At 52.3% G+C, this 24,360-nt stretch carries 16 protein-coding genes; 1 reads left to right on the top strand and 15 read right to left on the bottom strand.

The window, feature by feature from the left end; translation table 11 throughout:
* Nucleotides 1-90 precede the first annotated feature (90 nt).
* The 12 genes from HNR62_RS14735 to HNR62_RS14680 all read right to left on the bottom strand — a co-directional run bounded on the left by HNR62_RS14735 (nucleotide 91) and on the right by HNR62_RS14680 (nucleotide 19,713).
* Nucleotides 91-1,566, bottom strand: a complete 1,476-nt coding sequence (locus HNR62_RS14735; protein WP_204796843.1) for a heparinase II/III domain-containing protein — start codon at nucleotides 1,564-1,566, stop codon at nucleotides 91-93.
* Nucleotides 1,567-2,016: 450 nt separating this feature from the next.
* The gene (locus HNR62_RS14730) at nucleotides 2,017-7,272 is read right to left on the bottom strand and encodes a glycosyltransferase (RefSeq protein WP_204796842.1); all 5,256 of its coding nucleotides are present in this window, start codon (nucleotides 7,270-7,272) and stop codon (nucleotides 2,017-2,019) included.
* A gap of 101 nt (nucleotides 7,273-7,373) precedes the next feature.
* The gene (gene wecC / locus HNR62_RS14725) at nucleotides 7,374-8,654 is read right to left on the bottom strand and encodes a UDP-N-acetyl-D-mannosamine dehydrogenase (protein WP_204796841.1); all 1,281 of its coding nucleotides are present in this window, start codon (nucleotides 8,652-8,654) and stop codon (nucleotides 7,374-7,376) included.
* A 169-nt stretch (nucleotides 8,655-8,823) separates the two neighbouring features.
* Entirely contained in the window at nucleotides 8,824-9,948 is a 1,125-nt protein-coding gene (gene wecB, locus HNR62_RS14720; protein ID WP_204796840.1) for a non-hydrolyzing UDP-N-acetylglucosamine 2-epimerase, read from the bottom strand.
* A gap of 14 nt (nucleotides 9,949-9,962) precedes the next feature.
* Complete coding sequence (locus tag HNR62_RS14715; RefSeq protein ID WP_204796839.1) at nucleotides 9,963-10,268, bottom strand: hypothetical protein; 306 nt, start codon at nucleotides 10,266-10,268, stop codon at nucleotides 9,963-9,965.
* An 11-nt stretch (nucleotides 10,269-10,279) separates the two neighbouring features.
* Nucleotides 10,280-12,268: a coiled-coil domain-containing protein gene (locus tag HNR62_RS14710; RefSeq protein ID WP_204796838.1), complete on the bottom strand. Its 1,989-nt coding sequence runs from the start codon at nucleotides 12,266-12,268 to the stop codon at nucleotides 10,280-10,282.
* A 6-nt stretch (nucleotides 12,269-12,274) separates the two neighbouring features.
* Nucleotides 12,275-13,357 carry a KpsE/RkpR family capsule polysaccharide export protein gene (locus HNR62_RS14705; RefSeq protein WP_204796837.1) on the bottom strand — a complete coding sequence of 361 codons (1,083 nt, stop codon included), beginning with the start codon at nucleotides 13,355-13,357 and terminating at the stop codon, nucleotides 12,275-12,277.
* Between the two features lie 263 nt (nucleotides 13,358-13,620).
* Nucleotides 13,621-14,289: an ABC transporter ATP-binding protein gene (locus tag HNR62_RS14700; protein ID WP_204796836.1), complete on the bottom strand. Its 669-nt coding sequence runs from the start codon at nucleotides 14,287-14,289 to the stop codon at nucleotides 13,621-13,623.
* Nucleotides 14,286-15,083 (bottom strand): ABC transporter permease, encoded by a 798-nt coding sequence (locus tag HNR62_RS14695; protein WP_204796835.1) that lies wholly within the window; start codon nucleotides 15,081-15,083, stop codon nucleotides 14,286-14,288. The genes HNR62_RS14700 and HNR62_RS14695 overlap by 4 nt, the downstream gene beginning before the upstream one ends.
* Complete coding sequence (locus HNR62_RS14690; protein ID WP_239552835.1) at nucleotides 15,083-16,792, bottom strand: polysaccharide biosynthesis/export family protein; 1,710 nt, start codon at nucleotides 16,790-16,792, stop codon at nucleotides 15,083-15,085. Before HNR62_RS14690 ends, HNR62_RS14695 begins: the two co-directional genes overlap by 1 nt.
* 697 nt (nucleotides 16,793-17,489) lie before the next feature.
* Nucleotides 17,490-17,843 carry a DVU3141 family protein gene (locus tag HNR62_RS14685; RefSeq protein WP_204796834.1) on the bottom strand — a complete coding sequence of 118 codons (354 nt, stop codon included), beginning with the start codon at nucleotides 17,841-17,843 and terminating at the stop codon, nucleotides 17,490-17,492.
* A 595-nt stretch (nucleotides 17,844-18,438) separates the two neighbouring features.
* Nucleotides 18,439-19,713, bottom strand: a complete 1,275-nt coding sequence (locus HNR62_RS14680) for a capsule biosynthesis protein (protein WP_204796833.1) — start codon at nucleotides 19,711-19,713, stop codon at nucleotides 18,439-18,441.
* 281 nt (nucleotides 19,714-19,994) lie between these two features.
* Here HNR62_RS14680 and HNR62_RS14675 point away from each other — a divergent pair, with 281 nt between their 5' ends.
* Nucleotides 19,995-21,140, top strand: coding sequence for an RNA-guided endonuclease InsQ/TnpB family protein (locus HNR62_RS14675; protein WP_204796832.1), 1,146 nt, complete (start codon nucleotides 19,995-19,997; stop codon nucleotides 21,138-21,140).
* Between the two features lie 34 nt (nucleotides 21,141-21,174).
* On the opposite strand, the gene HNR62_RS14670 is transcribed toward HNR62_RS14675, so the two are convergent.
* The 3 genes from HNR62_RS14670 to HNR62_RS14660 all read right to left on the bottom strand — a co-directional run bounded on the left by HNR62_RS14670 (nucleotide 21,175) and on the right by HNR62_RS14660 (nucleotide 24,271).
* Entirely contained in the window at nucleotides 21,175-21,522 is a 348-nt protein-coding gene (locus HNR62_RS14670; RefSeq protein WP_204796831.1) for a hypothetical protein, read from the bottom strand.
* Nucleotides 21,519-22,937, bottom strand: a complete 1,419-nt coding sequence (locus HNR62_RS14665) for a cytochrome P450 (protein WP_204796830.1) — start codon at nucleotides 22,935-22,937, stop codon at nucleotides 21,519-21,521. Before HNR62_RS14665 ends, HNR62_RS14670 begins: the two co-directional genes overlap by 4 nt.
* 164 nt (nucleotides 22,938-23,101) lie before the next feature.
* Complete coding sequence (locus tag HNR62_RS14660; protein ID WP_204796829.1) at nucleotides 23,102-24,271, bottom strand: hypothetical protein; 1,170 nt, start codon at nucleotides 24,269-24,271, stop codon at nucleotides 23,102-23,104.
* Between the last annotated feature and the right edge of the window lie 89 nt (nucleotides 24,272-24,360).

Here is a 24,360-nt window from a genome sequence, read left to right as displayed (position 1 = left end):
TGGCGACTTCAATGATCGCCGATTTTCATGGGTGCTCCTACCTTTTTATTTATAACCTCATGAATTTTATCAAATAATTGTGGGGATGCTTCAGCTGCTAACCCACCCTTTGTATCCTTGTCCTCTAACGATGTCAATGTTGCAAGGTTTTTTTTCAAACTCAAGTGTGGCTAGACAATTATCGGCCTTGCATATATATAATCTATTATTGTCCCAGAATGCTAAGTCGATATGCTCAGAAAGTTGAAATCTAATCTCTACGTTTTCATTTGATTTATTTTTAATGTGATCATTTATTATTATGTATTCGCTAGGTCTGTATTCTATTTCTCTTTCATGTTCTAAGTTTTCTTTTTTTGTGCTACCTTTTATTGAATATTTTTTATTGGTGTACTCTAGTTTTTTTATTGATGTCCAACTTATATTGCTCTCAGTTATCTTTGTTGTTTTATTTTCATGACCTACAGTATTATGGTTTGTATCACTGATAAATGATTCACGCCAAGGACCATAAGCATAAGTATACTTGCCAGGGTCTGTGAATATCTCAATGCCTTTTGTGAAATAAATAAAACTTAAGTTGTCGCTGTGCTTATGAACCAAGCTTTTAGATGTGCCATAAAAAATTAGTGACTCACCATTTTCTTCGTAACTATTATCTCTAATGATAATGTAACCTGATTCAGAAAGATCTATTCCAAAATGTGTGTCCGAAGGAATGACAAGATTTTTGTACCTGTCAGGGAATTCAATATTATTAATGTTATTTAACCCAAGGCCTTCTGAGTCACCAATGTTGTAAAAGCATCCGTTAGGCGCTGTAAGAAAAGATGATGCAAAAAATGAGTCACTTTTAATTATTTTTATTTTCTTTCTAAGTTTATCAAATGAGTTTTCATCAATGCTTCTTATTATGTCTACATTGTATTTATGATAAAAAGGTGAGTTTTCTGTGTTAATGTAATTTTCATCAAAGGATTTATCTAGTAGCTCTTCTAATTTCTTATGACAAAAAACATTTAATTCTTTATTGTTTAATGATTGAGATAATATCTGGAGGCCGAGAACTTGATAAATGCCATGGTTGCCTTGGGAAATAAAGTCAGGGTTGCTCAATTTTTTTATATGCAGGTCACTTAAATTTCTTATTATTTTTTTTCTCTCTTCTGATAAGTGTTCTGAAACAGTCTTGCTTTCTATTAAGTTGTTAATTAGTCCTAGGTGGTAAGCCCTGATTCCTGTCGACATATCGTACCATATATGCCTTGATCTGTTTTCCTTGATCAAGAAAAAATCATACCAGTCTAAAACAAAATCAAGGCCACTATTGAATACATCAATTTTTCCTGTAGTGATATATTCATACCAGAATGCGCTTAGGAAACGCCATGACTGTAGATTAACATTTACATTTGAATCAGAGTTTTCCCATTTAAATGGGAGTTCAAGGTTTATAGGTACAACTCCTTTACGAGCTACATATCCCTTGGTAGTTAAATCTTTATAGTTTTTTGATAGAATTATTTTGTATTTTTTTTCAATGGCTGATAAGTCTATTTTATTCATTTCTCAGTTTCTCAGTTTCTCGTTGTGTCTTACCATTGATGTTTGATTGCTTTTACTGATCTAGTCCTTAGGAGCTAAAATATCGAAAAGACTTTCATTTTCTATGTTTCATAGCCAACACCAACACATTAATTTTTAAAATTAGGCAAGTAGTCAGTCGAGTGTTAATTTCAATCTTAGAACCTATCTCAGTAGATGTTGCCTAATGTTATGAGCTAACAGAAAAAGCAGGTACAGAACCCAGGGCTGGAGCATACTTTAAAAATGGTTTATTTATATCCAGCTCTTGTATTTCTACGTGAAATTCTCACCGGTTCGCTCAGGGAAACGCTCGAAAATTTACGTACGAAAACCAGAAGGTAAAATATTAAACAAAGTATGCTCCCGCTCTGACGGCTCATGTGAGGAGATGATCAAGAATTTCGATAGGAGTTTTTTAATTTTTATTTGTTAATGATTTAAAACTTTTAAAATACTATTTGAAATATGGTTAATGTCAAACTCAGTTATAGCGTGGAGTGTTACATTGTCTATGTTTGTATTTTTATTCTTGATGCCTACTGAAGCAGATTTAATGTCTGAATGCACCCATTTTATAGGATAAACCTCATCAGCCCCTTCCCAAGGAAGGATAATAGGTATACAGCCAGCAGCTGCACCATCGGCAATGGTAAAGTGAAAACTTTCAAAGTCACTGGTGGAGAGTACATAATCTATACCCGAGTACCACTCAGGCATATCATTGCCATGAGGATCAAAAATAACGGCATCTTTCAGTAATGGATCTTCTTGTAAGCGCTTATATTGTTCTTCATACCATGCCATTTCTTCAGGCCGGTTTGCCATCCAGGAATACTCTTCCGGTCGCTTCCCTTTAATGCGGAGAATATAGCCATCATCATCCTTACGTAGCTCTTTAAGAATGTCTATAGCCAGATCAAAGCGTTTTCGTTGTGGCACTATACCAACAAAACCAAGTACTTTACCGTTTGTTTTTTTTCTGGGAACAGACTGTAATGCCTCCACATCTACACCGTTGTAAACAACGATGCCGTTCTTTTTAAGTGCAGGGTTTTTAGCAATGCCTTGCCTTAAAATATGAGGCCCTACAAACATCACCTTATCAAATTTATGAAAGGGGATTTTTGGGAAAAGGGCATGATCAATTTCTTGCAGGTGCAACCGGCCCAACAGCTTTTGCCCGGGCTGCTTATGCTTGCCGTACCAGATGGCATTGCCCAGCGTCCACTCACAAAAAACAGTATCTGCCTGCTCCAGCAGGCGTTTGCTGGCTGTTTCGTTATGCTGGTTATGGCCACTCCAAAAGTCCAGCAGCAGCCTTATTCCCGCTTTGGAGAAGTAGGGGTAAAAAGGCTTGATGAATTTAAGGTCGTGCCCGGCAATCACCACGGTTTTTTCCGGGGTTATATTCGGTGCTTTTTCATGATGGCGGGCAGGCTTGCGCAGTGCCAGCGTCTCTTGCTGTGCCGCCCAACTTTTCAGACTTTCCAGCTTTATACCGCCTGGTGAACATAGCAGCTGCAGGCCGTGGTTAATGTTCTGGCTGTGTAGTGCAACACCTGGCCACTCGTTTTCGCCCGGAGTAATGTCTCGGTTATAACCAATGCGGGCATGGGGAGCATAGAGCGTGGGCCAGGCCAGATCTTCCAGATCTTCCGGCTCCAGATCTTCCAGCGCTCTGGGGTCAGCCAGCAGCCAGTGCTCGTTGTTATTGGTTGTTTGACCTGTCGCCGCCTGGCATTGTATGCCAGCCGCTTGCAGTTGCGCTTGTGCTGTGGCTTGCCACTGGCTGGCTACAATGCGTTTGGGCTGCAGGGTTTGAGCCAGCAGGCGTTTTGCGGCAGTAGTGGTTACCTCATTGGTATACAGGTTCAATAAAGGAGCAGATGGCGCAGCCATTACCATGCCGGCGGTGCGCAGCATTTGCACCAGCCGGTGCTGAGTGGTGTGGGCGCGCATGACGGCACGGGCCCCTTTAAGGGCATTGCGCCAGCGATAAGCGGGGTGATTCAGCAGGTTTTCCAGTGCCTGAGCTGCTTCACTTTCGGTGTTTACTACATGGCCGGCGTCTTCCAGGTAGCGGTTCATGCCCAGTGCCGGGCCTGTGATAAGTGGCGCACCACAGGCGGCAGTTTCTATTACCCGGCGGGAGAACATCGTAGGGGAGTCCAGCACCGAGTTTACGTTAATCTGCACCGGGTGCGCTTTATAGGCCTGGATCATTTCCTCGTAGCTCAGGCTGCCGGCTACATGACCGCCCAGTCCACCCGGGTACTTGTAAGGTGACTCGGGGTCATCATGCTGGCGGTCGTAAATGGTCAGCCCCAGCGGGGCTGCGGCACTCATGATCTTGTCCATATATTCGGTGCGCTCCGGGTAGCGCTTGCCGTAATAGGTGCCACCATAGGCTGCCGTGTGCTGCCAGGGGCGGGTAGATGGCAGCAGGTTATGAATTTTGGGAGAAGCATAAAACGGGCTGCTGCTGGCTGTTTGAGTAAAAGCGCCCGGTGTGCTGAGGTAGGGAATAATCCGCCGGCTGTCTGTGGTAAATACATGGTCACACAGGCTGGCCGCTTTGCGGAAGCGATCAAAATGAACCGGGTCTTCCTTGTTCCAGAACAGGCTTGGAATGCCGCTGTTGCGGCAGTGTTCCAGCAGTGCCTGCAGCGGGGCAAATTCTTCGTCCGAGTAATGGCCTACCTTGCGGTGCCATTGGCCGTTATTGCCCTTCCAGGCTGATTCCACGAACATGGCATCAATAGGTTGCTTAGCCAGCTCTTCACGCCAGTTTTCCGGAGACAGCGCCACCACCTTTACGGCACTTGCCAGAGTATCGGTGGTGAACTGATCGGCAATCAGCCCCAGTGTAATTTGATCCAGGCTTTTGCTTGTTGCACATGAAGAAGTTTCTGCCTGCAGTGTTTCCAGCGCCTGGCTGTAGTGGCTGGTTACCTTGTTCCAGGTACGTTCCTGTTCAATCCAGGCCCGGGCGGCTTTACCGAGGCGTTCTCTTTCTTGCGGGCTGGCAATCAGCTCTTTTAGTGTGCTGGTGAGTGAAGCCAGGCTGTCTTTGGCAAACAGGCGGGCACGCTCGTTGTTACCGGCAAAGGTTTTGTGAGGAGACACGTCCGAAAGCACCACTGCTTTGGCCATGGCCATGGCTTCCAGTGGCTTGAGTGGTGATACCATCTCTGTTACCGCAGACGACAGGCGTGGCACCGGCATAATGTCCATGCACGAGAGGTAGCGCGGCACTTCATTAAAGGGCACCCGTCCGGTAAAACGGCACTCGTTTTCAATGCTCAGCTGTTTGGCCTTGGCTTTAACGGTGTCTATTACCTTGCCATCACCTACCAGTACAAAATGGAAGGGAATAGCGGCTTTTTTGAGTTCTGCCAAAGATTCCAGCAGCAGTTCCAGACCTTCATAGGCCACGGCACTGCCGGCATAGCCTATTACCGGCACACCGGCCTGCAGGTTAAGTTTGCGGGTTATTTCTTTATCAGCCGGTCGAGGAGCAAAACGCTCTGCATCCACAGCATTAGGCGCAATCATAATATTTTTGGGGTTGGTACCACGGGCAATCAGCTCATCTGCTAGCTCTTGGGTAAGCGTAATAACTAAATCGGCCTCACGAGCAGTTTGCGCCTCCAGTGCTTTCATCAGGTGGTAGCGGTCTGAGTCCATCCACTCTGGCTGGGTGGAAGCCTGGGTTACTTCCCACAAGCCGCGCACTTCATACACAAAGGGCAGGCCTAAGCGGCGCGCCGCCATCAGTGCCGGCAGGGCGGTAATGTGGTTAGAGGCTGCCACAATCACTTCTGCGCCACTGGTTTGCGCTTCGCGCAAAAAGTGATCGGCGGCTTCTGCCAGGTAAAGATCCAGCGGCGTTTTGTTCAGGTTCCAGCCGGCACAGGCAGTGTAGGTAATGCCATCCACTTGCTCAATGTGATAGCCCTTTCCGGCAACCTTGATATTGGCGTCCCAGGGGAAGCCGGTGCGGGTGGTTGCATTGACCTTCCAGCCCGCATTTTGCAGCCCGGTGGCAATGCCGTGAGAGCGGGTGGAGTAACCATTGGTGGCATGGGGCACAGACTGATGCAGGCAATAGAGCAGGTGCTTACGTTTAGTAAACAGGCCGGCATTAGGCTGGCGTGGTGGTAACTTCCAGCCCTGTTGCAGGTTTGCCAGTCCTTTTACAAAGGCATGAAAGTCACGCTTTGGCTTATCAAACTTAATGCCTTTCTTTATCAGGTTATCAAGAATATCTAAGGTGTCCTTGATATTTCCTTCTTTATAGAAGAGGTGGCTGGCAGTGTTATAATCAGCTTTTGAAAGGTCAGTACTTGCTTGCTTTCCAACTCTAATCTGTTTTACCGGCGTTTTTTGGTGAACAGATAAATTGGATAGTGTAAGCAATGGTTTGGTTTGGTTGGTAAAGGTCAGCTTGCTGATATCCATTGCCTGCAGATTGGTATTTTCCAAACAATCTTTAATTTTATTAGCAAGACTCTCGCTGTTATCGGCCTTAAAGGTGGCAATATTGGAGTGCTGTTGTGCCAGCTCTGCCAGTGGTGCCACATCAGAAACCAGCAACGGGCGCTGATGTGCCAGGGCTTCTGCGGCTTTCATGGGGGGAACCAGCTCACACACCGGCAGTTTTTTGCGCGGAATAACTACCAGGTTACACAGTGCGTAATAGTCTGCAATTTGCTCGTGCTGTATGCGGCCAGTGCTTATCACCCAAGGATATTCGGAAAAGGGTTTTGATTTGCTGGACGTTACTGCTTCAGTATTACCAACAATCATTAACTTCAGTTTTTGGCCCTGAGCAATCAGAGTGCCGCATGCTTCCATTAGCAGATCCAGGCCTTCATAGGCATTGGTGCTGCCAATGTAACCAACAACTTTTTCATTGCTCTGGATATTAAGCTTGGTCTTTAGTGAATCAGATGGTTGCTTTATTTCCGGAATGGTGCTTACGGCATTAGGAATAATTTCTATATTACCTGCACTAATGCCTCTTTTTGCCAGCTCGTTTTTCATCAGGCTATTGAGCGTGAATACTTTCTCTGCTTGCATCGCCACAAAAGTGTCACGCAATGCTTCTGCTTTAAACTCAGAAGTATTGGCATAGCCGGGTTCGCGAGCGTCACGGCTCAGCTCCCAAAAGCCGCGTACTTCATTATAAAAAGGCAGGCCCAGCCGCCTGGCAGCAATCCAGGCGGGCAGGCCCACTATGTAGTTGGAAGCCACCAATACTACCTGCGGCCGATAAACCCGGAACAACTCCATAAACCGCTGCACACTTTGCTCTAAATGTGCTTTTTCACTGGCTGGCGCAACCGTGTTCCAGCGGCTGTGAATATAGCGTACTCCGTCCACCGTACTTTCTGGCTCGGTGGTGGCACCCAGCTCCCAGGGGCGGCCGGGGCGCACAAAACACAGGGTGTCAAAGCCATGTTCGTTCAGGGCTTTAGCTATGCCTTGAGTACGAATGGCGTAGCCGTTGCTGGCGTAACTCTGGCCATGGCTGACCAAATAGGCAATACGGTTGGAAATAGGAGCGAGCAGGGGGGTTGCCGGCTCGCTACTCAGTTTTAGAGCGTGTTTTATGAGTTGGTCCATGCTGTTTCTTTTATTGGTGGTTGGCTGCGTAATAAACATTCCCGCTTTGTTTGCCATGGATTCCCGCCTTCGCGGGAATGACGAAGTGAAGGCGGGAATGACGAAGTGAAGGCGGGAATGATGGCGCTATTGCTGGCGGGGCGCTTGCGCTCCCGTTTTTAGCCCAGCAGGCCTACGGCGTCTACCAGGTGTTTGCTGTCGCGAACCTGGTCGGCGTGTTCAATAAAGGGCTTGTGTTTCACCAGCACGCATACCACATCGGCCTGGGTAAGGGCCTGATGCAGCGGGGTGAGGGTCACGTTATCGGCCTGCAGGCTGCCAGGCAGCGCTTCTATGTTGGGCTCTACAATCTGCACGCGGCAGCCAAGCTCGGCCACTTGCTGGGCAATGCCCAAGGCCGGGCTTTCGCGCAGGTCGTCTATGTCGGGCTTGAAGGCTATCCCTAAGCAGGCCACGGTAATGTCGCTGCGGGTCATGCCCGGCTGGGTGCAGTGAATGGTGTCGAGCCGTTGGCGAATTTGCTCCAGCACCCACTGGGGCTTGCCGTCGTTTACCAGGCGGGCGGTGTGAATGAGTTTTGCCTCTTCGGGGCAGCTGTCCACAATAAACCAGGGGTCTACGGCAATGCAGTGGCCGCCCACGCCGGCGCCGGGCTGCAGAATGTTTACCCGCGGGTGGCGGTTGGCCAGGGCGATCAGCTCCCACACGTTAATATCCAGCTTGCTGCAGATGACCGACAGCTCGTTGGCAAAGGCAATGTTGACGTCACGGAAGCTGTTTTCGGTGAGTTTGGCCATTTCGGCGGTGCGGGCGTTGGTGATCACGCATTCGCCTTCCACAAAAATATTGTAAAGATCGGCCGCTGCTTTACTGCATTTGGGGGTCATGCCGCCAATAACCCGGTCGTTTTCCACCAGTTCGCGGATCACATGGCCGGGCAGTACCCGCTCGGGGCAGTGGGCAATGCGAATGTCGGACTCTTCACCATGGGTTTGCGGAAAGGTGAGGTCGGGGCGGACTTCCGCCAGAAATGCAGCCATTTTTTCGGTGGCGCCCACCGGGCTGGTGGACTCCAGCACCACCAGATCGCCGGCTTTCAGCACCGGGGCCAGTGCCTTGCTGGCGGCCTTGATGTAACTGAGGTCGGCCTTGTGGCTGTTGCCGTCGTTGTCGTGAATAAAGGGGGTGGGCACGGCAATCAAAAAGGCGTCGGCCGGCTCGGGGGTGGTGGTGGCGTGCAGGTAGCCTTCGGTTACCGCTGCATGCACTACTATGTCCAGCTCCGGCTCAACAATGTGAATTTCACCCTTGTTGATGGTGTCTACGGCGTGCTGGTTTACATCTACGCCAATCACTTTTTTCTTACGCGAGGCAAATACGGCGGCGGTGGGCAGGCCAATATAGCCCAGGCCAATTACGGAGATGGTGTTGTAAGGCATTTATGTTCCTGAAGGGGAGTGTAAGTTCAAAGAGATGAAGATCCTGACTTTCGTCAGGATGACCATATTTGCTTGGTGCTGATGTTCGGCTCAGATCGAGTGGTGTTTGTTTATTACCCTGCTGCGCAGGGTCTGCCGAATAAATTGGCAGCTACAAAACACTGTCAGCTTAAGGCTGCTCTTGTAAGAGGGCGTCCATTATGCGCTGGCAGGCTTTGCCGTCGCCATAGGGGTTGTGGGCGAAGCTCATTTGCTGGTAGGCGGCCTGGTCGGTGAGCAGGCTGTTGAGCTCCTGGGTGATCACTTCTATCTGGGTACCCACCAGTTTTACGGTGCCGGCTGCCACGGCTTCGGGCCGCTCTGTGGTGTCGCGCATTACCAGTACCGGTTTGCCCAGTGACGGAGCCTCTTCCTGAATGCCGCCCGAGTCGGTAAGAATAATGTGGGCGCGGTTCATCAAATACACAAAGGGCAGGTAGTCGAGCGGTTCAATCAGGTGAATGTTATTCACGTCGGCCAGCAGGCGGTTTACCGGTTCGCGCACATTGGGGTTAAGGTGCACCGGGTAAACAATTTGCACATCCGGGTGCTGTTTGGCGGTGTTGGCCAGGGCCTGGCAAATGCGCTCAAAGCCGCCACCAAAGCTTTCGCGGCGGTGGCCGGTTACCAGCACCAGTTTTTTGCTTTCGTCCAAAAAGCTGAAGCGTTCCGCCATCTCTGAATACAGGGCCTGGTTGGTATCGAGCTTTTTCACCACTTCCAGCAGGGCGTCGATCACCGTGTTGCCGGTAACAACAATGCTGTTGTCTGCCACGCCCTCATTCAGCAGGTTCTGCCGCGAGGTTTCGGTGGGGGCAAAGTGCTTGGCGGCAAGGGCACCGGTGAGCTTGCGGTTGCCTTCTTCCGGCCAGGGGGAATAAATATTGCCGGTACGCAGGCCGGCTTCTACGTGACCTACCGGAATTTGCTGGTAATAGGCGGCCAGGGTGGTGGCAAAGGTGGTGGCGGTGTCGCCGTGCACCAGCACGATATCGGGCTTGAATTCGCTGAATACGCCTTTCATGCCCTGCAGAATGCCGGTGGTCACATCGGTTAAATCCTGGCCCGGCTTCATCAGGTTCAGGTCATAGTCTGGCGTCAGTTCAAACAGTGCCAGCACCTGGTCCAGCATTTCCCGGTGCTGGGCGGTAACACACACTTTGGCCTCAAAGCGGCTATCGGCAGCCAGCTGCAACGCCAGCGGGGCCATCTTTATGGCCTCGGGCCGGGTGCCGAAAACAGTTAATACTTTCATGACACTTCCTGTAGTTAACGATCTTGCAGCTGATATTCCAGCTCTTGAGTACGGGTGTAATAGTGCTCCAGCAATTGCTGAGTTTGTTCCAGCTGCTGCGCCAGAGCATGGCTGTTTGAAGTGTTGGCTTGCGGCAGGCTGGTAGCGGCAGGCTGCAGTGCCTTGCCATTCAGTTTTTGTTCGCACAGTTGCACATTGGCTTTAAACAGGTGCTGACCATATTTGGCGGCGGCCTGTTGATAGTGCTTTAGGGCCTGTTTGTAGTCGCCCTGGCGGTAATGCTGCACGGCTTGTGCAACCAGTAAAGTTTGAGTGGTCATAATGTTTGCACTTAGGAGTTAATGGAAAGTAGCAGGGCGCTTTTGTCACCGGCCCATATATGCTCTTTAAAACCAAGGCTGCGTTCAGCCAATTGTTTGCGCCATTGCTCTGCACTTTGTTGTTCACTGTCGCGGTGGTGGTCGTCCAGTACCACGTCCAGCCGGTGGCGAGCAAAGTGGTTGAGCAAAGCAGGCAAAGCAGGTGTGCGGCTGTGTGCTGTGGGCTCTGCCGAGGGGCCGTCTACCAGCACCAGAATGTGCTTTTCTTCGTTTTGCAGCAAGTTGGCGAGCTGTTGCAGTTTGGGCTCACAGTCATAGAACAAATGTTCCGGGCTAAACGTACAGTTAACCAGCGGGGCATGCACCAGCTCTACTATCTGGCTCAGGCCTTGTTGTTGCAGACTTTGTTGTGTTTGCTGGTGGTAGCTTTTGTTGTGCTCAAAGCTAATCACCCGTTTGGGCAGGTCGTGCTCGCTGGGCATCAGCTGTGTTTGTGGCTCACCGTTTTGCAGAGCCAGCTGGCCATTGCCTTGCCAGCGTTTGTTTTGGCTTAACAGGGCACGTGCCAGCAGTGAGGTAGAGTGGCCGCTGCCAAATTCAATAATCAGGTCGTAGTTATTGTTTTGCACTAGTGTTATCAGGTGCTGTGCCAGCTCCGGGCTTATGCTGGTGTCTGAAAACTGCAGTGGTTGTTCACCAAAGCTGAGACTGTGCTGCACGGCCAGTGTTGCCTGCCATTGGCGGTTGCTGCCGGCATGCATTTTGGTTACATGCTGGCCCAGGGCATTGGTGTTTTGCCGCAGCTGCTCGGCCTGGCTGGCAAACAGTTGCTCCATTTTTTGTTCCAGCTCGCCGAGTTTACTGCCGGCCTGTTGCTGCTGTTGCAGTTGTGTTGTTAGCTGGTGTATTTGCTCGTTGGCACTGTTTAGCTGTTGGGTGAGTTCAACAATTTGCTGCTCGGCGGCTTCGTGCTGCTTTTTGCGGTTTTGAAAGTAGCTTTTATATTTGGTTAGCTCGTCTTCGCTACTGGCAAGCTGTGCTTGTGCTTCTGCCAGAGACTGTTGTAACAGGTTCAGCTGATCTTGTGCAGCCTGTTGCGCTTGCTCTGCAGTTTTACACTGCTCTTTTAGCGCTGCTGTTTCTTTTTGTGTTTGTGCTTGCAGGGCTTCTGCTTCGCCGAGTGACTGCTGCAAAGTGGTTAGTTTTTGGTCTGACTCTGCATTTCGCTTTTTGAGGTCAGTTACTTGGGATGTAAGAGCATCCGCATTATTGCTGGCAGCAGCATGCCTGGTTTGCTCCTGCTGCAGCTGAGCTGTTAGCTGGGCAAGGTGCTGTTCTTGTTCTTTAATTGTGGCGGTTAATTTATGTTGCTGCTGCTCACGCTGATATGAGTGCTGGTTAAACTGCCACAGCTGCACGTGAATGTCGGGATCATCTGTGTTTTCTTGCATTAGCTCAAAATGACAGTCTTGCAATTGTTGTGGTAGCTGTTCTGTATGCTGCTCATTGATATAAAGAGGTGTGGCAGGCAGGGCCAGTTGCACTTGTTTAAATTGCTGCAGCAGCCCCAATTGCGCCAGCTCCTGCATAATGGCGGTTTCTTCACCATTCGCTTCTACTACCAGGCGGTGCGTTTCGTTCTTGGGCAAATTTAGTGTTGCCATCATGGCGGCCGGGGTTTGGGTTTGCACCTGGTGTTGCCGCAGGGTTTTTATGCCGGGGTACAGTTGCAGCAGCCCACTAGGCTGGTGCAGGCTGCTGGCTTCACTCAGGTTAAACTCGGTTAAGGTTGCTGGTTGGTTGTTGTGCCGGCAGCTTATGGCCTGCTCCCAAACTTGTGCATTTAGCTGGCTGGCAGCAAGCCGGCGCAGGCTGTTGGCATGAGTAGGCAGGGGCTCTATGAGTACCAGCCGGGCAGGGGCCATGATTTCGTATTCGGGCAACTGGCTGCCGTTGCCGGCACCAATGTGCACCAGGGTGTGAACGGGGGTTGAGGTCATGTTAGTTTAATCCCGGTGGTCGCGAATGATCAGCGTCATCATATTGACAATAAAGGCCAGAAACAGGGTGATAATGGCAAACATGCTGGCATTGTAGAGCCGGTCTGGTTTGGTGGCGTATTCCGGCAGCAACGGGCTTTGCAGCACGCTGACTTGCTTGAGCTTGCGGGCGGCTTCTATGCGGGTGTTCTCTAGTGCAGCCAGGGCGCTGGAATAGGTTTGTTGGGCAAACTGCGCTTTTAATTCCAGGGTTTGATAGTCAGCCGAGATGCTGTTAAGGGCATTGCCGGTTTCTTTGGCCAGGCGGTTTTGTTCTTTGCCGATTTGTTTTTTCAGGGCATTGATTTCGCTGTTTATTCTGACCAGTTCCGCCGAACGGGTGCTCTGGTAGCTTTGCGCTGCACTGTAGCGGGCCTGCATGCGGGCCAGTTCACCTTCCAGCGTGCCTACCACCTGATTAAGGCTTTCTACGGTGTGAATGGGGGAAATAAGGCCATGTTCGTTCTGGTAGGCGAGCAGGGCGGCGCGAGTTTCATCCAGTCGGGTTTCTAACCTTTCAACCTGGTGTTCTAAAAATTTTACCTGTTCGTCGGCCAAGCGTTGGCCCATGGTGTTCATGTGCGCTTCACCGGCGTTGAGTAGCAACTGGGCCAGGTTGTGGGCAAATTCGGGGGTAAAGGCTTGTACTTCTATGTTGAGCACACCGGCGTATTCATCCAGCTCTACGCTAATGCGTTTTTGGTAGTATTTATGCAGTTCTTCTATCGGTGTTTCGGCGTTCGTTAACCGAGAAAACAGATCGCCGTTTTCGCTGTAATGCTCACGAAATGGCAACTCTGCCTGTACTTTGTTTAACATGTCTACTGATAGCAAGTGTTCGCGCAACAGCAAGAGATCGCCATGGCCGCCACCGCCTTTTATAAGGCTGGTAAAACTGAATTCGGGTGCGGCTATCTGCGGGCTTTCCAGCACTACGGTAGCGCGGGAGACATAGCGATCTGCCGCCCAGGCGAACCAGTAGAAACTGACGGCGATAATAGCTACCAGGGCTAGCGCCCAATGGGGGTGTTTTTTGATGAAGAATTTCATGGTTACTCAAATATTGGGTTCGAAAAAATTTACGGTTTTTGTAGCCGGTGCCGGGTTATCGGGCATTGCGCCGTATAAACAGAATCCCTGCTTCGCAGGGACTGCCAGCTAAAGCGGCAGCTACAGAAACACGGCAGAAACCGGCGGATTTTGTAGCCGGCGCTTTAGCTGCCGGGGCAGACGGTGCCGAATTATCAGGTACAACGCAGTTTGTTGGTTTGCGCCAGCTAAAGCGGCGCCTATAGTCCAGCCAGTTATGGGTGTTACGGCTTTGTTTCCTGGTGGTAGGCGGCTATGGCGTCGTTGATGTCGTCGTACCAGTGAGCTTTACCATTTTTTAGGTAAATACCGGCCTGGCAGAGTTCTTTAAGTATGCCTTCGGAATGCGACACCATAATCAGGCTGGATTGGCCTACCTTGTCTTTAAATGCCTTTGCCGCTTTTTCTTTAAACGCACGGTCACCTACGGCAGTGGCTTCGTCAGAAAGATACACATCAAAATCAAATGCCAGAGACAAGCCAAAATTAAGGCGCGAACGCATTCCCGATGAATAGGTATTAATGGGGCGATCGAAAGCATTGCCCAGCTCGGCAAAATCCTCTACAGCATCGATAATGCGTTGTACGTTTAGGCCACCGCCTTGTACCCGAGCCACAAACTTGACGTTTTGCCGCCCGGTCATCGAGCTTTGAAAGCCACCGGAAAGGCCAATAGGCCAGGATACCCGACAATAACGCTCCACACTGCCGCGTTCTGGGCTGTCCATGCCGGCAATCAGTTTTAGCAAGGTGCTTTTGCCGGCCCCGTTGCGGCCGACCAGGCCGACACTAACGCCTTTTGGTATTGTCAGGTTGATGCCTTTTAACACCCAGGGGGCCTCACGACCGTCACGATTGTTATAGCGTTTATGAAGGTTGTTAATTTTAATCATTTTGCTTTTAACCGTTCTTTATAACGCAAGTGCATCAACAGCCCCAGAGCATTAAGCCCTAAAATCCACAGCCACAAATAAGTGATGCTGGTGCCACTGACCACGTGGTAGTTTTCAAAAAATCTTAAACGTAATAGTTCAAGGCCATGCACTATGGGGTTGAGCATTAAGTATTCAAGAATATTATGAGGCAGACTATTCAACGGCAATATGACCCCGCTGATAATCATTAACGGCATACTCAGCATGCTGATGATTTTGCCAGTTTCAGGAATTAACTTTACGCAAACAGAAATAATCAGTGCCAAGCCCAAACCTAATGCCCATAAAGCAATCCAGCTAAACAGCGCTTTTATCACGTTGTCTGGGAACAAATGCATACCCAAACCAAGGCCCCCTAAGATAAACAGCACCAGTACCACAGTACGTAGCATGCCATCCATATAGGTACGCACCAACACCGTATCTACTGGCTGAACCTGGCGATAGGCAAACAGGGCTTGTGCCGAGCTAATGGCTCCCTGGCTGCGGGTCAGGCCTTCGCGTACTAAAAAAAAGCCCATCATGCCGGTGATCATCCAGGGAATAAATTCGGCATTAATTATCAGCCGGCTCGCTCCCCTAAGCTGGGTACGTATCAAGATCATGATGGTAACAAACGCAACCGGCTCGGCAATCATCCAAAACCAGCCCATGCGATTGGCCATGGTGCGGCTTACCGCCTCGCGCATAAACATGGCAAACCACACGCTGCGGGTTACCTGCCACGGGGTACGTGTTTGTAAGCTGCTCATTAAATATCGATCGCTACTTTGGCGGCAATGGCAATCTGGTAAAGAATCTGGGTGAGCGTGCTGGCCAGCTGCAGGTTTTTGGTGGGTGCCTGGGGTAATACCAGAATTTCATCACCCGGGCGCAGGGTTACGTCGTCTGCGTCTCGCACTTCGCCGTTTTGGCGCACCACCAGAATACGGCTGGTATTGGCCTGGTCGGTAAAGCCACCGGCGCCTTGTATGTAGTCTTTGGCACTGCGGTTGGCGTTGAACACCACCGACTGCGGCACCAGCACTTCACCACTGATCAACAGTGAATCGGATTTTTCGGGAATAGTAATAATGTCGCCATCCTGCAGGCGAATGTCACTGATGTGGCCATTGTTGGCCAGCACCAGGCGGCCGTTGGGTTCAACCTGGCGGGCGCGCTCAATAAACTGGGTGATCAGCTCGGCTTCGCGCACGCGAATTTCTGCTTCTTGTGGAGTAGAAGAAGAGGCGCCCAGGTAGGTAGTTTCCAGCCGGGCCAGGCTTTCGCTTAGTGCCTGTTGTTGGCGCTCGGCCACGCTGACGCGCTTGAGCGAAATGCTGCTGGTGTCTGTCATGGTTTGCGGCACGGCTATGGCATTCAGTAACTCGTGCAGGCGGGCATCGCGCGGCAGGGCAAAACGTGAAGGGCCGTAATAGCTGCCCTCCAGCTGCACCACTATGGTGTTGTCGCGCATGTCGCTGCTGAACACCACCTGATCGCCACTGTTAAGCGTTTGCTGGCCGAATTCGTTGAGTGCCACATAACGGGAGATGGGGCCGGCATTGCGGGCACCGCGCAGCAGCACATGGGTCACGTTGGACTTTAACCGGGCCAGTTGTTGTAGGTCGCGGCCGGTCATGGCGCCGGGAGTCAGTTCGTAACGATAGGCGCGGGCCACGTCACCTTCTACGGTCACTGTGGGGCCACGCTCGGCCACCACTATGGTGTCGCCGTCTTTAAATTGCGGTCGGGGCAGGGTGCCGTCTATTAAAAAGTCGTACAAATCGGCGGTGGCCAGAGAGCGGCCGTTGCGGATCACTTTTATCTGGCGATAGCTGCCGGTGGCGTCATCTATGCCGCCGGCCTGATCCAGAAAGTACAATAGCGAGTCGTTTGGCGTACCGGCAAAACGGCCCGGGCTTTGCACATAGCCGGTAACGAATACGGATACCGGCTGCACGCCCTGCAGGTTGGTGTACACCTGCACGTTGTTGGAATAAATGGAGTTCACCGCCGCGCGTACTCGAGCATCCAGCTGGCTGTGTTTTATGCCTTGCACCTTGATGGGGCCCACACCGGGGATAAAAATATTGCCCTGGGCATCTACCGGTAATACGCGGTCTATGTCTATTGCGCCCCATACCCGCAGGGTCACCTGGTCGCCGGGGGTGATCACGTAGTCGGGGTTAAGGCCATCGGCGCGCACGCCGCGAAAGCCGCCGCTGAACAGGTGGCTGCCAAAGCTGGGGTAGTCGGTGGCGGTGGACTGGGTGTTGCCGGGCGTGCCGTAGCGGTTTTGTTGCCATTGAGTGTTGCTGTTTTGGGCGGCAGCGTCGGCTTCGGACGGGGCGCTGAAGCGGCTTTGTTGCTCGGCCGGCAGTGCGCCGGCACTGGCGCCAATCAGTTGGGCCTGGGCTGGGGCCTGGCCCGCTAACAGTGCGAGCAGGCCGAAAGGTAGGGCGAGTTTTTTTAAGGACATGACTTGTTCTCGGAATCTGCGAAATATTTAGCGGGCAGCTGTAAGCCGTAAGCTGTCAGCTTTAAGTTAAAGACAAACAGTGTGGCTGTGGGGGCTGAGCTCTGCCTGTGCGTTTGGTGTTGTCTGTTGGTTTGCCGTGTTGTACACGGACTGCCAGCTGAAGCGGCAGCTACAAGAAATCACGAACCCCTGTAGAAGCCTGCTTCAGCTGGCTGGTAACGCGCAGTGTTTCGTCAAAAAACAAACCGCGCAGCTGAAGCAGCGCCTACAGATTAGCCAGACATATCGGTGCTGTGGTTTTGTCGTGCCGTAGGTTGGTGATGAGCGAAGCGAATCCCAACGTTCAACAGGCAGCTTCATGTTGGAATTCGCTGTGCTCATTAACAACCTACAGCCCAATCCTGATATCGGTGCTGTGGTTTTTTCGTGCCGTAGGTTGGCGATGAGCGAAGCGAATCCCAACGTTCATACCGACTGCTGAAATGTTGGGGCTCGTACCTCGTCCGCAACCTACGCTCTGCAGCTATGGGGTTGTTTGTTGGTTTGCGCCAGCTGAAGCGGCGCCTACAGATTAGCCAGATATCGGTGTTGTGTTTTTGTAGCCGGCGCTTTAGCTGCCGGAGCAGACGATGCCGCTTCTGCAGATATGGCGTTTTTTTGCTGGTTAGCGCAGCTAAAGCAGCGCCTACAGGCCAGGCTATGGGGTTAGTAGTTGGGTTACCGGCCGGGTGATGGCCCAGTTGCCGGTTTTGTTCTGGCAGGCGATGTGTTGTTTGCTGGTACCGCTGGCCGGGGTCACCTGCAGTTGGCGGCAGCTGCGGCCGCTGGCGGCAAAATAGGGCTGCCCGGCCATTATCTGCACATTGGCACCCCAAGGGCTGTTGGTCAGCACGGTGGCGCCGCCAGTACTGCTGTTCAGATACTGGTTTAGCTCTTTATGGCCCGTATGCTGCCCGGCCGCAATGTCCTGTTGCCGGCCGGCGCAGCCGCTAACGGTCATGATGCTCAGTACCACCAGGGGAAGGAGTAATTTTTTGCTGGATAACTGCATGGAATAGTGCGCTCTTTCGGTTTTGGGGCGAGTAAAGAGATAAAATGAAGCTCTAAGTAATACCGCATAACAGGAGTGGTTCAGTCGTCATTCCCACGAAGGTGGGAATCCAGGGCCTGTAGCGCAGAATTTTCAGACTGCGGTTCACCTGTAAAGACACTGGACCCCCGCCTTCGCGAGGGTGACGATAAAGGCAAACCAACCCTTGCAGCCACACCTGTTACGCAAGATTACTTACGAGATCTTCAGGGAAGGGAATAGCAAAAGATGGGAGAAAGCGGGTTTTCTGACTTTCAAGACAGTGTTTTGCTGTTAAAAAGGTACGCTACCGCCCTTAGGTTACAGCCCCTAATCTGCTGGTTTCACTCGCTCCATGTAAAACGCAGTTGCAAATTGCAAGGCGTTCAATTTTAAAATCGGCAAATAATAGCACCGCTCGTAGACCATTTCGAGAGAATGTCAATTAAGTGCGTGATTATTGGTCGTCGCAGGGTAGATGAAGATGATGACGGTTAGATGAAAGCAGGTGGATGCAGGGGAAAATTCAATACTGGTGGTGTTTTTGTGGGGTTGAGCGGGCAAGCTGCCCGCTCTTTCATGCCACGTTGCGAGTACGCTGGGTATTTTGCTCCGGTTTTGGCAGAGTGATTACCTCGTGTTGCGGCGAGGCGGATGGTTGCAAAAGCGCTTGCAGCTGCTGCCAGATATATTGGCAGGTTTTTTCCGGCTCGCAGTAAAAACTGCCGTTCAGTTGGGTTTTTTGCAGTAAAAATGTTCTTAATTTCTTGAATAGCGTTATATTCACCGGTTGTGGTGCCCGCCAAAAGGTAGCCAGTGGGCATTGGCTGGTCAGGCCGGGAATATCATACAGCGCCTTGCCCAGGGTAATGGTGGGCACATGGTGAAACAGGGCGGAAAGCCCCACGGTACTGTTTACCGTGACCACGCCCTTGCAGTGGTGGTAAAGATGCGGCAGTGACAATTCAAAGCCGTAAAACACCCGGTCACCAATGCCCAGCTCTTTCGCCTGTTGCTGAATCAGTTGGGTGTAGTTGGTGTAGCCCCGGTCCATGGGGTGATGCTTGAACAGCAGTACGTCACCTTTGGGCGCACAGGCCGCGAACGATGCCATTATGTGCCGAATGGAGTCGGCCACGTCGGTAAAGGGCGAGTGGGTACGAATCTGAAAGTCGTCGGCTACCTGCAAGGGCACCAGGTGAATATGACCGGAGTGATGTTCTATCAGCTGTTGTTGCAGTCTTTGATCGCGGGCGCTATGGCTGTATTTGGTGTACCAGCCTTTTAGCCAGGCGATGCCTTCTTTCCAGGCCGGGCGGTGGCGGTGGTGCACATAGTGCCGGAACCGGGGCCGGCCCAGTTGCAGTTGAAGGTAATAGCGCATGGCGTAGTAAATGCGGCGCTTGAAGTTGGGTTTGATATCAAACCGGTGTTTGGGGTGCTCTGTGCTGCTGTTCGGCAGCCGGCTGGCGAGCTGGCCATACCAGGAGCTGTGGGCGTTTACGCCGTTCTGCTCCAGGGTAATGTAGTGCGGGCGCAGGTAGCCTTCTTCGAATACAAAAAAACGAATGTTATGGCTCAGGCAAAAGTGGCGCGCCACCGCATGATATTCGCGGCAGTCGCTATAGCAGAATACGGTGTCTATAGAATGAATTTTTATATAGCCATCCAGAAAATGACGCCATTCGGGCAAGGTGCCGGTGTAGTTGTCGTTGCTGCCCTGGCAGGGCCAGCAGCCATCGCCGCCATTGAAGTTGATTTTATGAACCCGGATTCCCTGATCACTCAAAAACTGCGAAAAGTTCTGAAAGAAAGGCCCCAGTGGTCCTTGCAGTAGTAATACCGATTGCATGATAAGGCCCGTATTGGATGTTGTTATTTTATGTTTTTTAACATGGTGGTGCGCTCGGCGCGGATCCTAGCATAAGGAATGTGTCTGAATAATTAAAAATTGTGCAAGATGTTAGCTGTAGGCGCTGGTTTAGCTGCGCGAACCCATAAACAACGTCAATAACTGCGCGGGAAATCCCGTCCTTTTAGGGCGGGGAGGGATAGCACGGCGGCGTCAGGCGCCTCTGTTCCCGTCCCTCCTTTAGACTGGCTATCTATACAGTGGTTTACTAAACTAAGCGCATGACAAAACGCGCCTACAAATATCGCTTTTACCCCACCACCGAACAGGCTGAGCTGCTGGCCCGAACCTTCGGGTGTGTGCGTTTTGTCTATAACTCGGTGCTGCGTTGGCGTGCCGACGCCTTCCATCAATGCCAGGAAAAAATCGGTTACGCTCAGGCCAGTACCCGGCTGACTGCCCTCAAGCAAGATCCCGAACTGGCGTTTCTGTCCGAGGTATCCAGCGTGCCGCTGCAGCAATGCTTGCGTCACCAGCAGACCGCGTTCAAAAACTTTTTTGAGGGGCGAGCCAAGTACCCCGTCTTTAAAAGCAGAAAGCGCCGTCAGTCGATAGAGCTGACCCTCTCGGCGTTCAAGTACGTCGATGGCCAGCTGTACATGGCCAAATCGAAAGCCCCGTTAGCTATTCGCTGGAGCCGCCCGCTCCCCGGCGAACCCAGCACGCTTACCATTTCCAAAGACTCGACAGGCCGCTACTTTGTTAGCTGCCTGTGCGAGTTCGAGCCCAGCAAGTTGCCGGTTACACCCAACATGATCGGCATTGACCTGGGCCTGAAAGACCTGTTTATCACTGATCAGGGTGAACGGGTCGGCAATCCTCGCCATACGGCCAAGTATGCCACCAGTCTGGCCCTCGCACAGCGTAGATTGAGCAAGAAGAAGCTCGGCTCCGCCAACCGCGCCAAGGCCCGAATCAAGGTGGCGAAACTTCACGCCAAAATTTCCGATTGCCGACAAGACAACTTACACAAGTTGTCCCGCAGATTGATTAACGATAACCAAGTGATCTGCCTCGAATCCCTGAAAGTGAAAAACATGATCCGCAATCCCACCTTGAGTAAAGCCATTGCCGATGTTGGATGGGGCGAGTTTGTGCGCCAGTTGGCATACAAGGCGGCATGGGCGGGGCGATCACTGGTTGCCATTGACCCGTGGTTCCCCAGTACCAAACGTTGCTCGGATTGCGGGCATACCTTATCGTCGCTGCCGCTATCCGTCAGAGCGTGGGACTGCCCTAAATGTGGCGCAACCCATGATCGTGACATTAACGCCGCGACTAACATTAAAGCCGCCGGGCTGGCGGTGTTAGCCCTTGGAGAGAATGTAAGAGGCATGGGGCCAGTCTCCGTGTCCTGTTCTCGATGAATTGGGAATCCTCTTCCTTCAGGGAGGGGAACAGTCAATTGATGGTTTGCTTGTGCAGGCCTTTTTGCAGCATCAGATCCACCAGGGGTTGTTCGCGCTTGTTGGCGCGCCGGCAATGATCCTGCTGAAACTTGTTGGTCAGCCAGATCACGAATCTGGCCCATTGCTTGTGGTCGCGTTCGCGCCAAGCGTGGGACGAGACAGACTCCCAGGCATAGCCGTTTAATACCGAGGCGTTCACAAAGTGATCCAGGGCGCGCACGCCGCTGCGGCCCCGTTCTGCCCGGCCCACAAAGCCGACGTAGCAGATGATCAGGTAGCCAAGAATGGCCAGTGGCACCACGGCACACATCAGCAGAAAACCGGCGAGTCGTTCTTTCATCTTGGGGTGTCTCCTGGTGTTGCTCTTGGTATTAGTGTCAGCTTCATGCCGTTTTGCGAGCGAATGGTCAGCCGGCCGACCGGCTTGGGCACAAAGTCGTCTGCCAGGGTAAAACGGTAGTCTCTGAGGATGGTGGCCAGGATCAGACTGGCTTCCTGCTGGGCAAAGGCGGCGCCAATGCACACTCGCGGCCCGGCGCCGAAGGGCAGGTACGATTTGCTTAGCGGCATTTTCAGGGTTTTGCCGGTAAAGCGGCCCGGGTCAAAGCCGTGCGGATTATCCCAGAAGTCCTGATGGCGATGAATAAGCCAGGGCGAAATCATCACCGAGGAGCCTGCGGGCATTTTTTTGCCGCGCATTTCGGTGGCGTGGCTGCATTCGCGGGACAGAAAGCCCACCGGCGGATACAGCCGCAGCGCCTCGCGAAAGCAGTCGCGCACCAGCACCATTTTACGCAATGCTTCCACACTCATCCCTTGCTCGGCCAGTACTTGCGTTACCTCGGCGTAGGCCTGCTCCTGAATGTCCGGATACAGGGCCAGCAGGTATAACGACCAGGTCAGGGCGCTGGCCGAGGTTTCGTGGCCGGCCAAAAACAGCATGGAGATCTGGTCCACTATTTCGTTGAACGAGAACGGCTGGCCACTTTCGGCGTCGGTGGCCTGCAACAGGGAAGAGAGTATGTCCTGCTGTTGTTCCAGCGCCGCCCGGCTTTGCGGGCAACCGGCGCGGGCGGCCTCGGCCTGCTCATAGCGGGGGCGAATAATGTCTTCTATGGTGGTGCGTATGTCCCGGGCAGATGTGAGCCGCTTGCGCTCGCTCAAGCCGCGTTGAATGAAACCGGGAACGCGGAACATCTTGAGCAGTGCCAGTTTGGGCGACTCGGCCTGAAAATGGGTAAAGGCATCCAGAATACGCTGGGCCTGCCCGGGGGCCAGCTCGGTCGACATGATGGTACGAAAGATGATGTCGGCGGTAACGAAGGTCATTTCCGGATCGATATCCTGCCCCGGTTGGTGTGCTTTCAGGCGGGCAGACATGTCGACCACCGCCGCCTGCATCAGCCCGAACACCTGTTGCACCCGGGTGTGCTTGAAGGCCGGATCCAGCATGTTGCGCTGTTTTTGCCATTGCTCGCCGTTGGTGGTGAAGATGCTTTCGCCCAGCAGCGGCTCGAGGATCTCGCCCAGCAGGCGGTTTTTGGGGAATTGGTTGACGTCCTGCACCATGATTTTGCGCACCAGCTCGGGCTGATTCACCATGTAGAGCCGCAACCCCGGCAGTTTGAATTCGCCCATTTTCATGCGGTAGCTGCGTTCGTACAGGGCATCCAGCCAGGAGTGGCGCTTGGTGAAAAACACCTTCCACAGAGAGGCCTTGTTTTTGGCGGGTTTGGGAAACACCGGGCAGGTCATGCTTGTTCCTCTATATCAAAATGAGCCCTTCGGGCAGCTGTCAGCCAGAAAACGTCGCGACACGCTGAATCATATGTAGGGTCGAATTTATTCGACCGTTTTAAGGCCGAGCCATGGTTTTGGTCGAATACTCTTACCTAAAATAAGTCGACCCTACGCACGCTTTAGCTTACGGCTTTGTTTTCTTCTATATGTTGAACTACGGGTTTGGGGCCGGCGGTAAAGGCGAAGAAGTCGTAAGGGCCGGGTTTGTCGGTGGCCATCAAGTACAGAAAATGCGTGGTATACCAGGCACGGCGCAGTTTCTTGTAGCGGGCCGGGTGGTACAGGGTAAAAAAGCGCGGCGATAACAGCCGCGGGCCGGCCTGGGGCCCACGGGTCAGGCCGCAGGAGGTCACCGGATCCAGCAGCGGAAAGCAGGCGCCGTCGGTAGGGGCTGTGTAATCCAGCCACAGCAGGCGCGGATCCTGCCCCAGTTGTTGCAGTTGCGCTCTAAAGTCATGGGCACCGGGCTGAAAGCTGACCAATGGAATGCAGTGGCCCAGGGTGATGAGCACCACTCTCTGATTGGCAAAGGCATCGTCACCGGGCAGGGCGGCCAGGGCCTTTGCCAGGGCCGGCACCACCACCATGGTGCCCACGCTGTGGGCGATGATCACCACTTCGTCGTTGTTTGGGTTCTGTATGGCCTTGGTGATGTCATCGGCAAAATGTTCGGTGCGTTCGGTTAACTGGGGGACTTGGTTGTCCGCCCATTTGGCCGAAAAGGCATAGATACGCAGCAGCCAGAATACGGCCAGCCGATCACCCAGGCGTTTGCAGCCTTGCATCCATAAGCCGAAAACCAGCAGGATCAGCACCACCTGCAGGGGAGTCTGTGCCGGTGCAGGCAGCTTTTGCCAGGGCAGCAGGTCACACAGGGTGATGGCAGCGCTGGCGCCGAGCGTCAGGCTGAGCAGTATGTAAGCGGCAGGGTAAAGGCCGGCAATCAGTTGCTTGCGCGAGGCGCGGGCAAAGCGGATGACGCGGCCCGAGAAAATATAGACCCACAGAAAACGGAGCATATCCCCGAAGATGGCCGCCCAGCCCCGGGCCCAGTGGCGGCGAATGATATCGTCCCAGCCCAGATAGTGGTAGTCGGTTTGAGTATGGGGAGTGCTTAACTGCCAGTGGTGGCAATGCGCCGAGCGGCGGTGGCGGCGGGAAACGGCGATATCCAGTCCGTTTACCGAGGCCTGTTGTGCCGACTGAGTACTATAAAGGCGATGATAATGACCGGCGCCGCGGGGGTCAAAGCCGTGAATATAAAACACCTGGCGTTGTTTAACCGTCAATCCGTTGTTCCTTGGTCATTAAGGGGTTTAAAGCGGCGACAGATTAACAAATAAAGCCTGAAGCAGGAAATCCAAAACCCAGCTGTGAG

It is taken from the genome of Oceanisphaera litoralis (assembly GCF_016907015.1).
GTDB lineage: Bacteria > Pseudomonadota > Gammaproteobacteria > Enterobacterales > Aeromonadaceae > Oceanimonas > Oceanimonas litoralis.
Note: the sequence above shows the minus strand (reverse complement) of the source record. Positions and strands in the feature narration are given on the sequence as shown.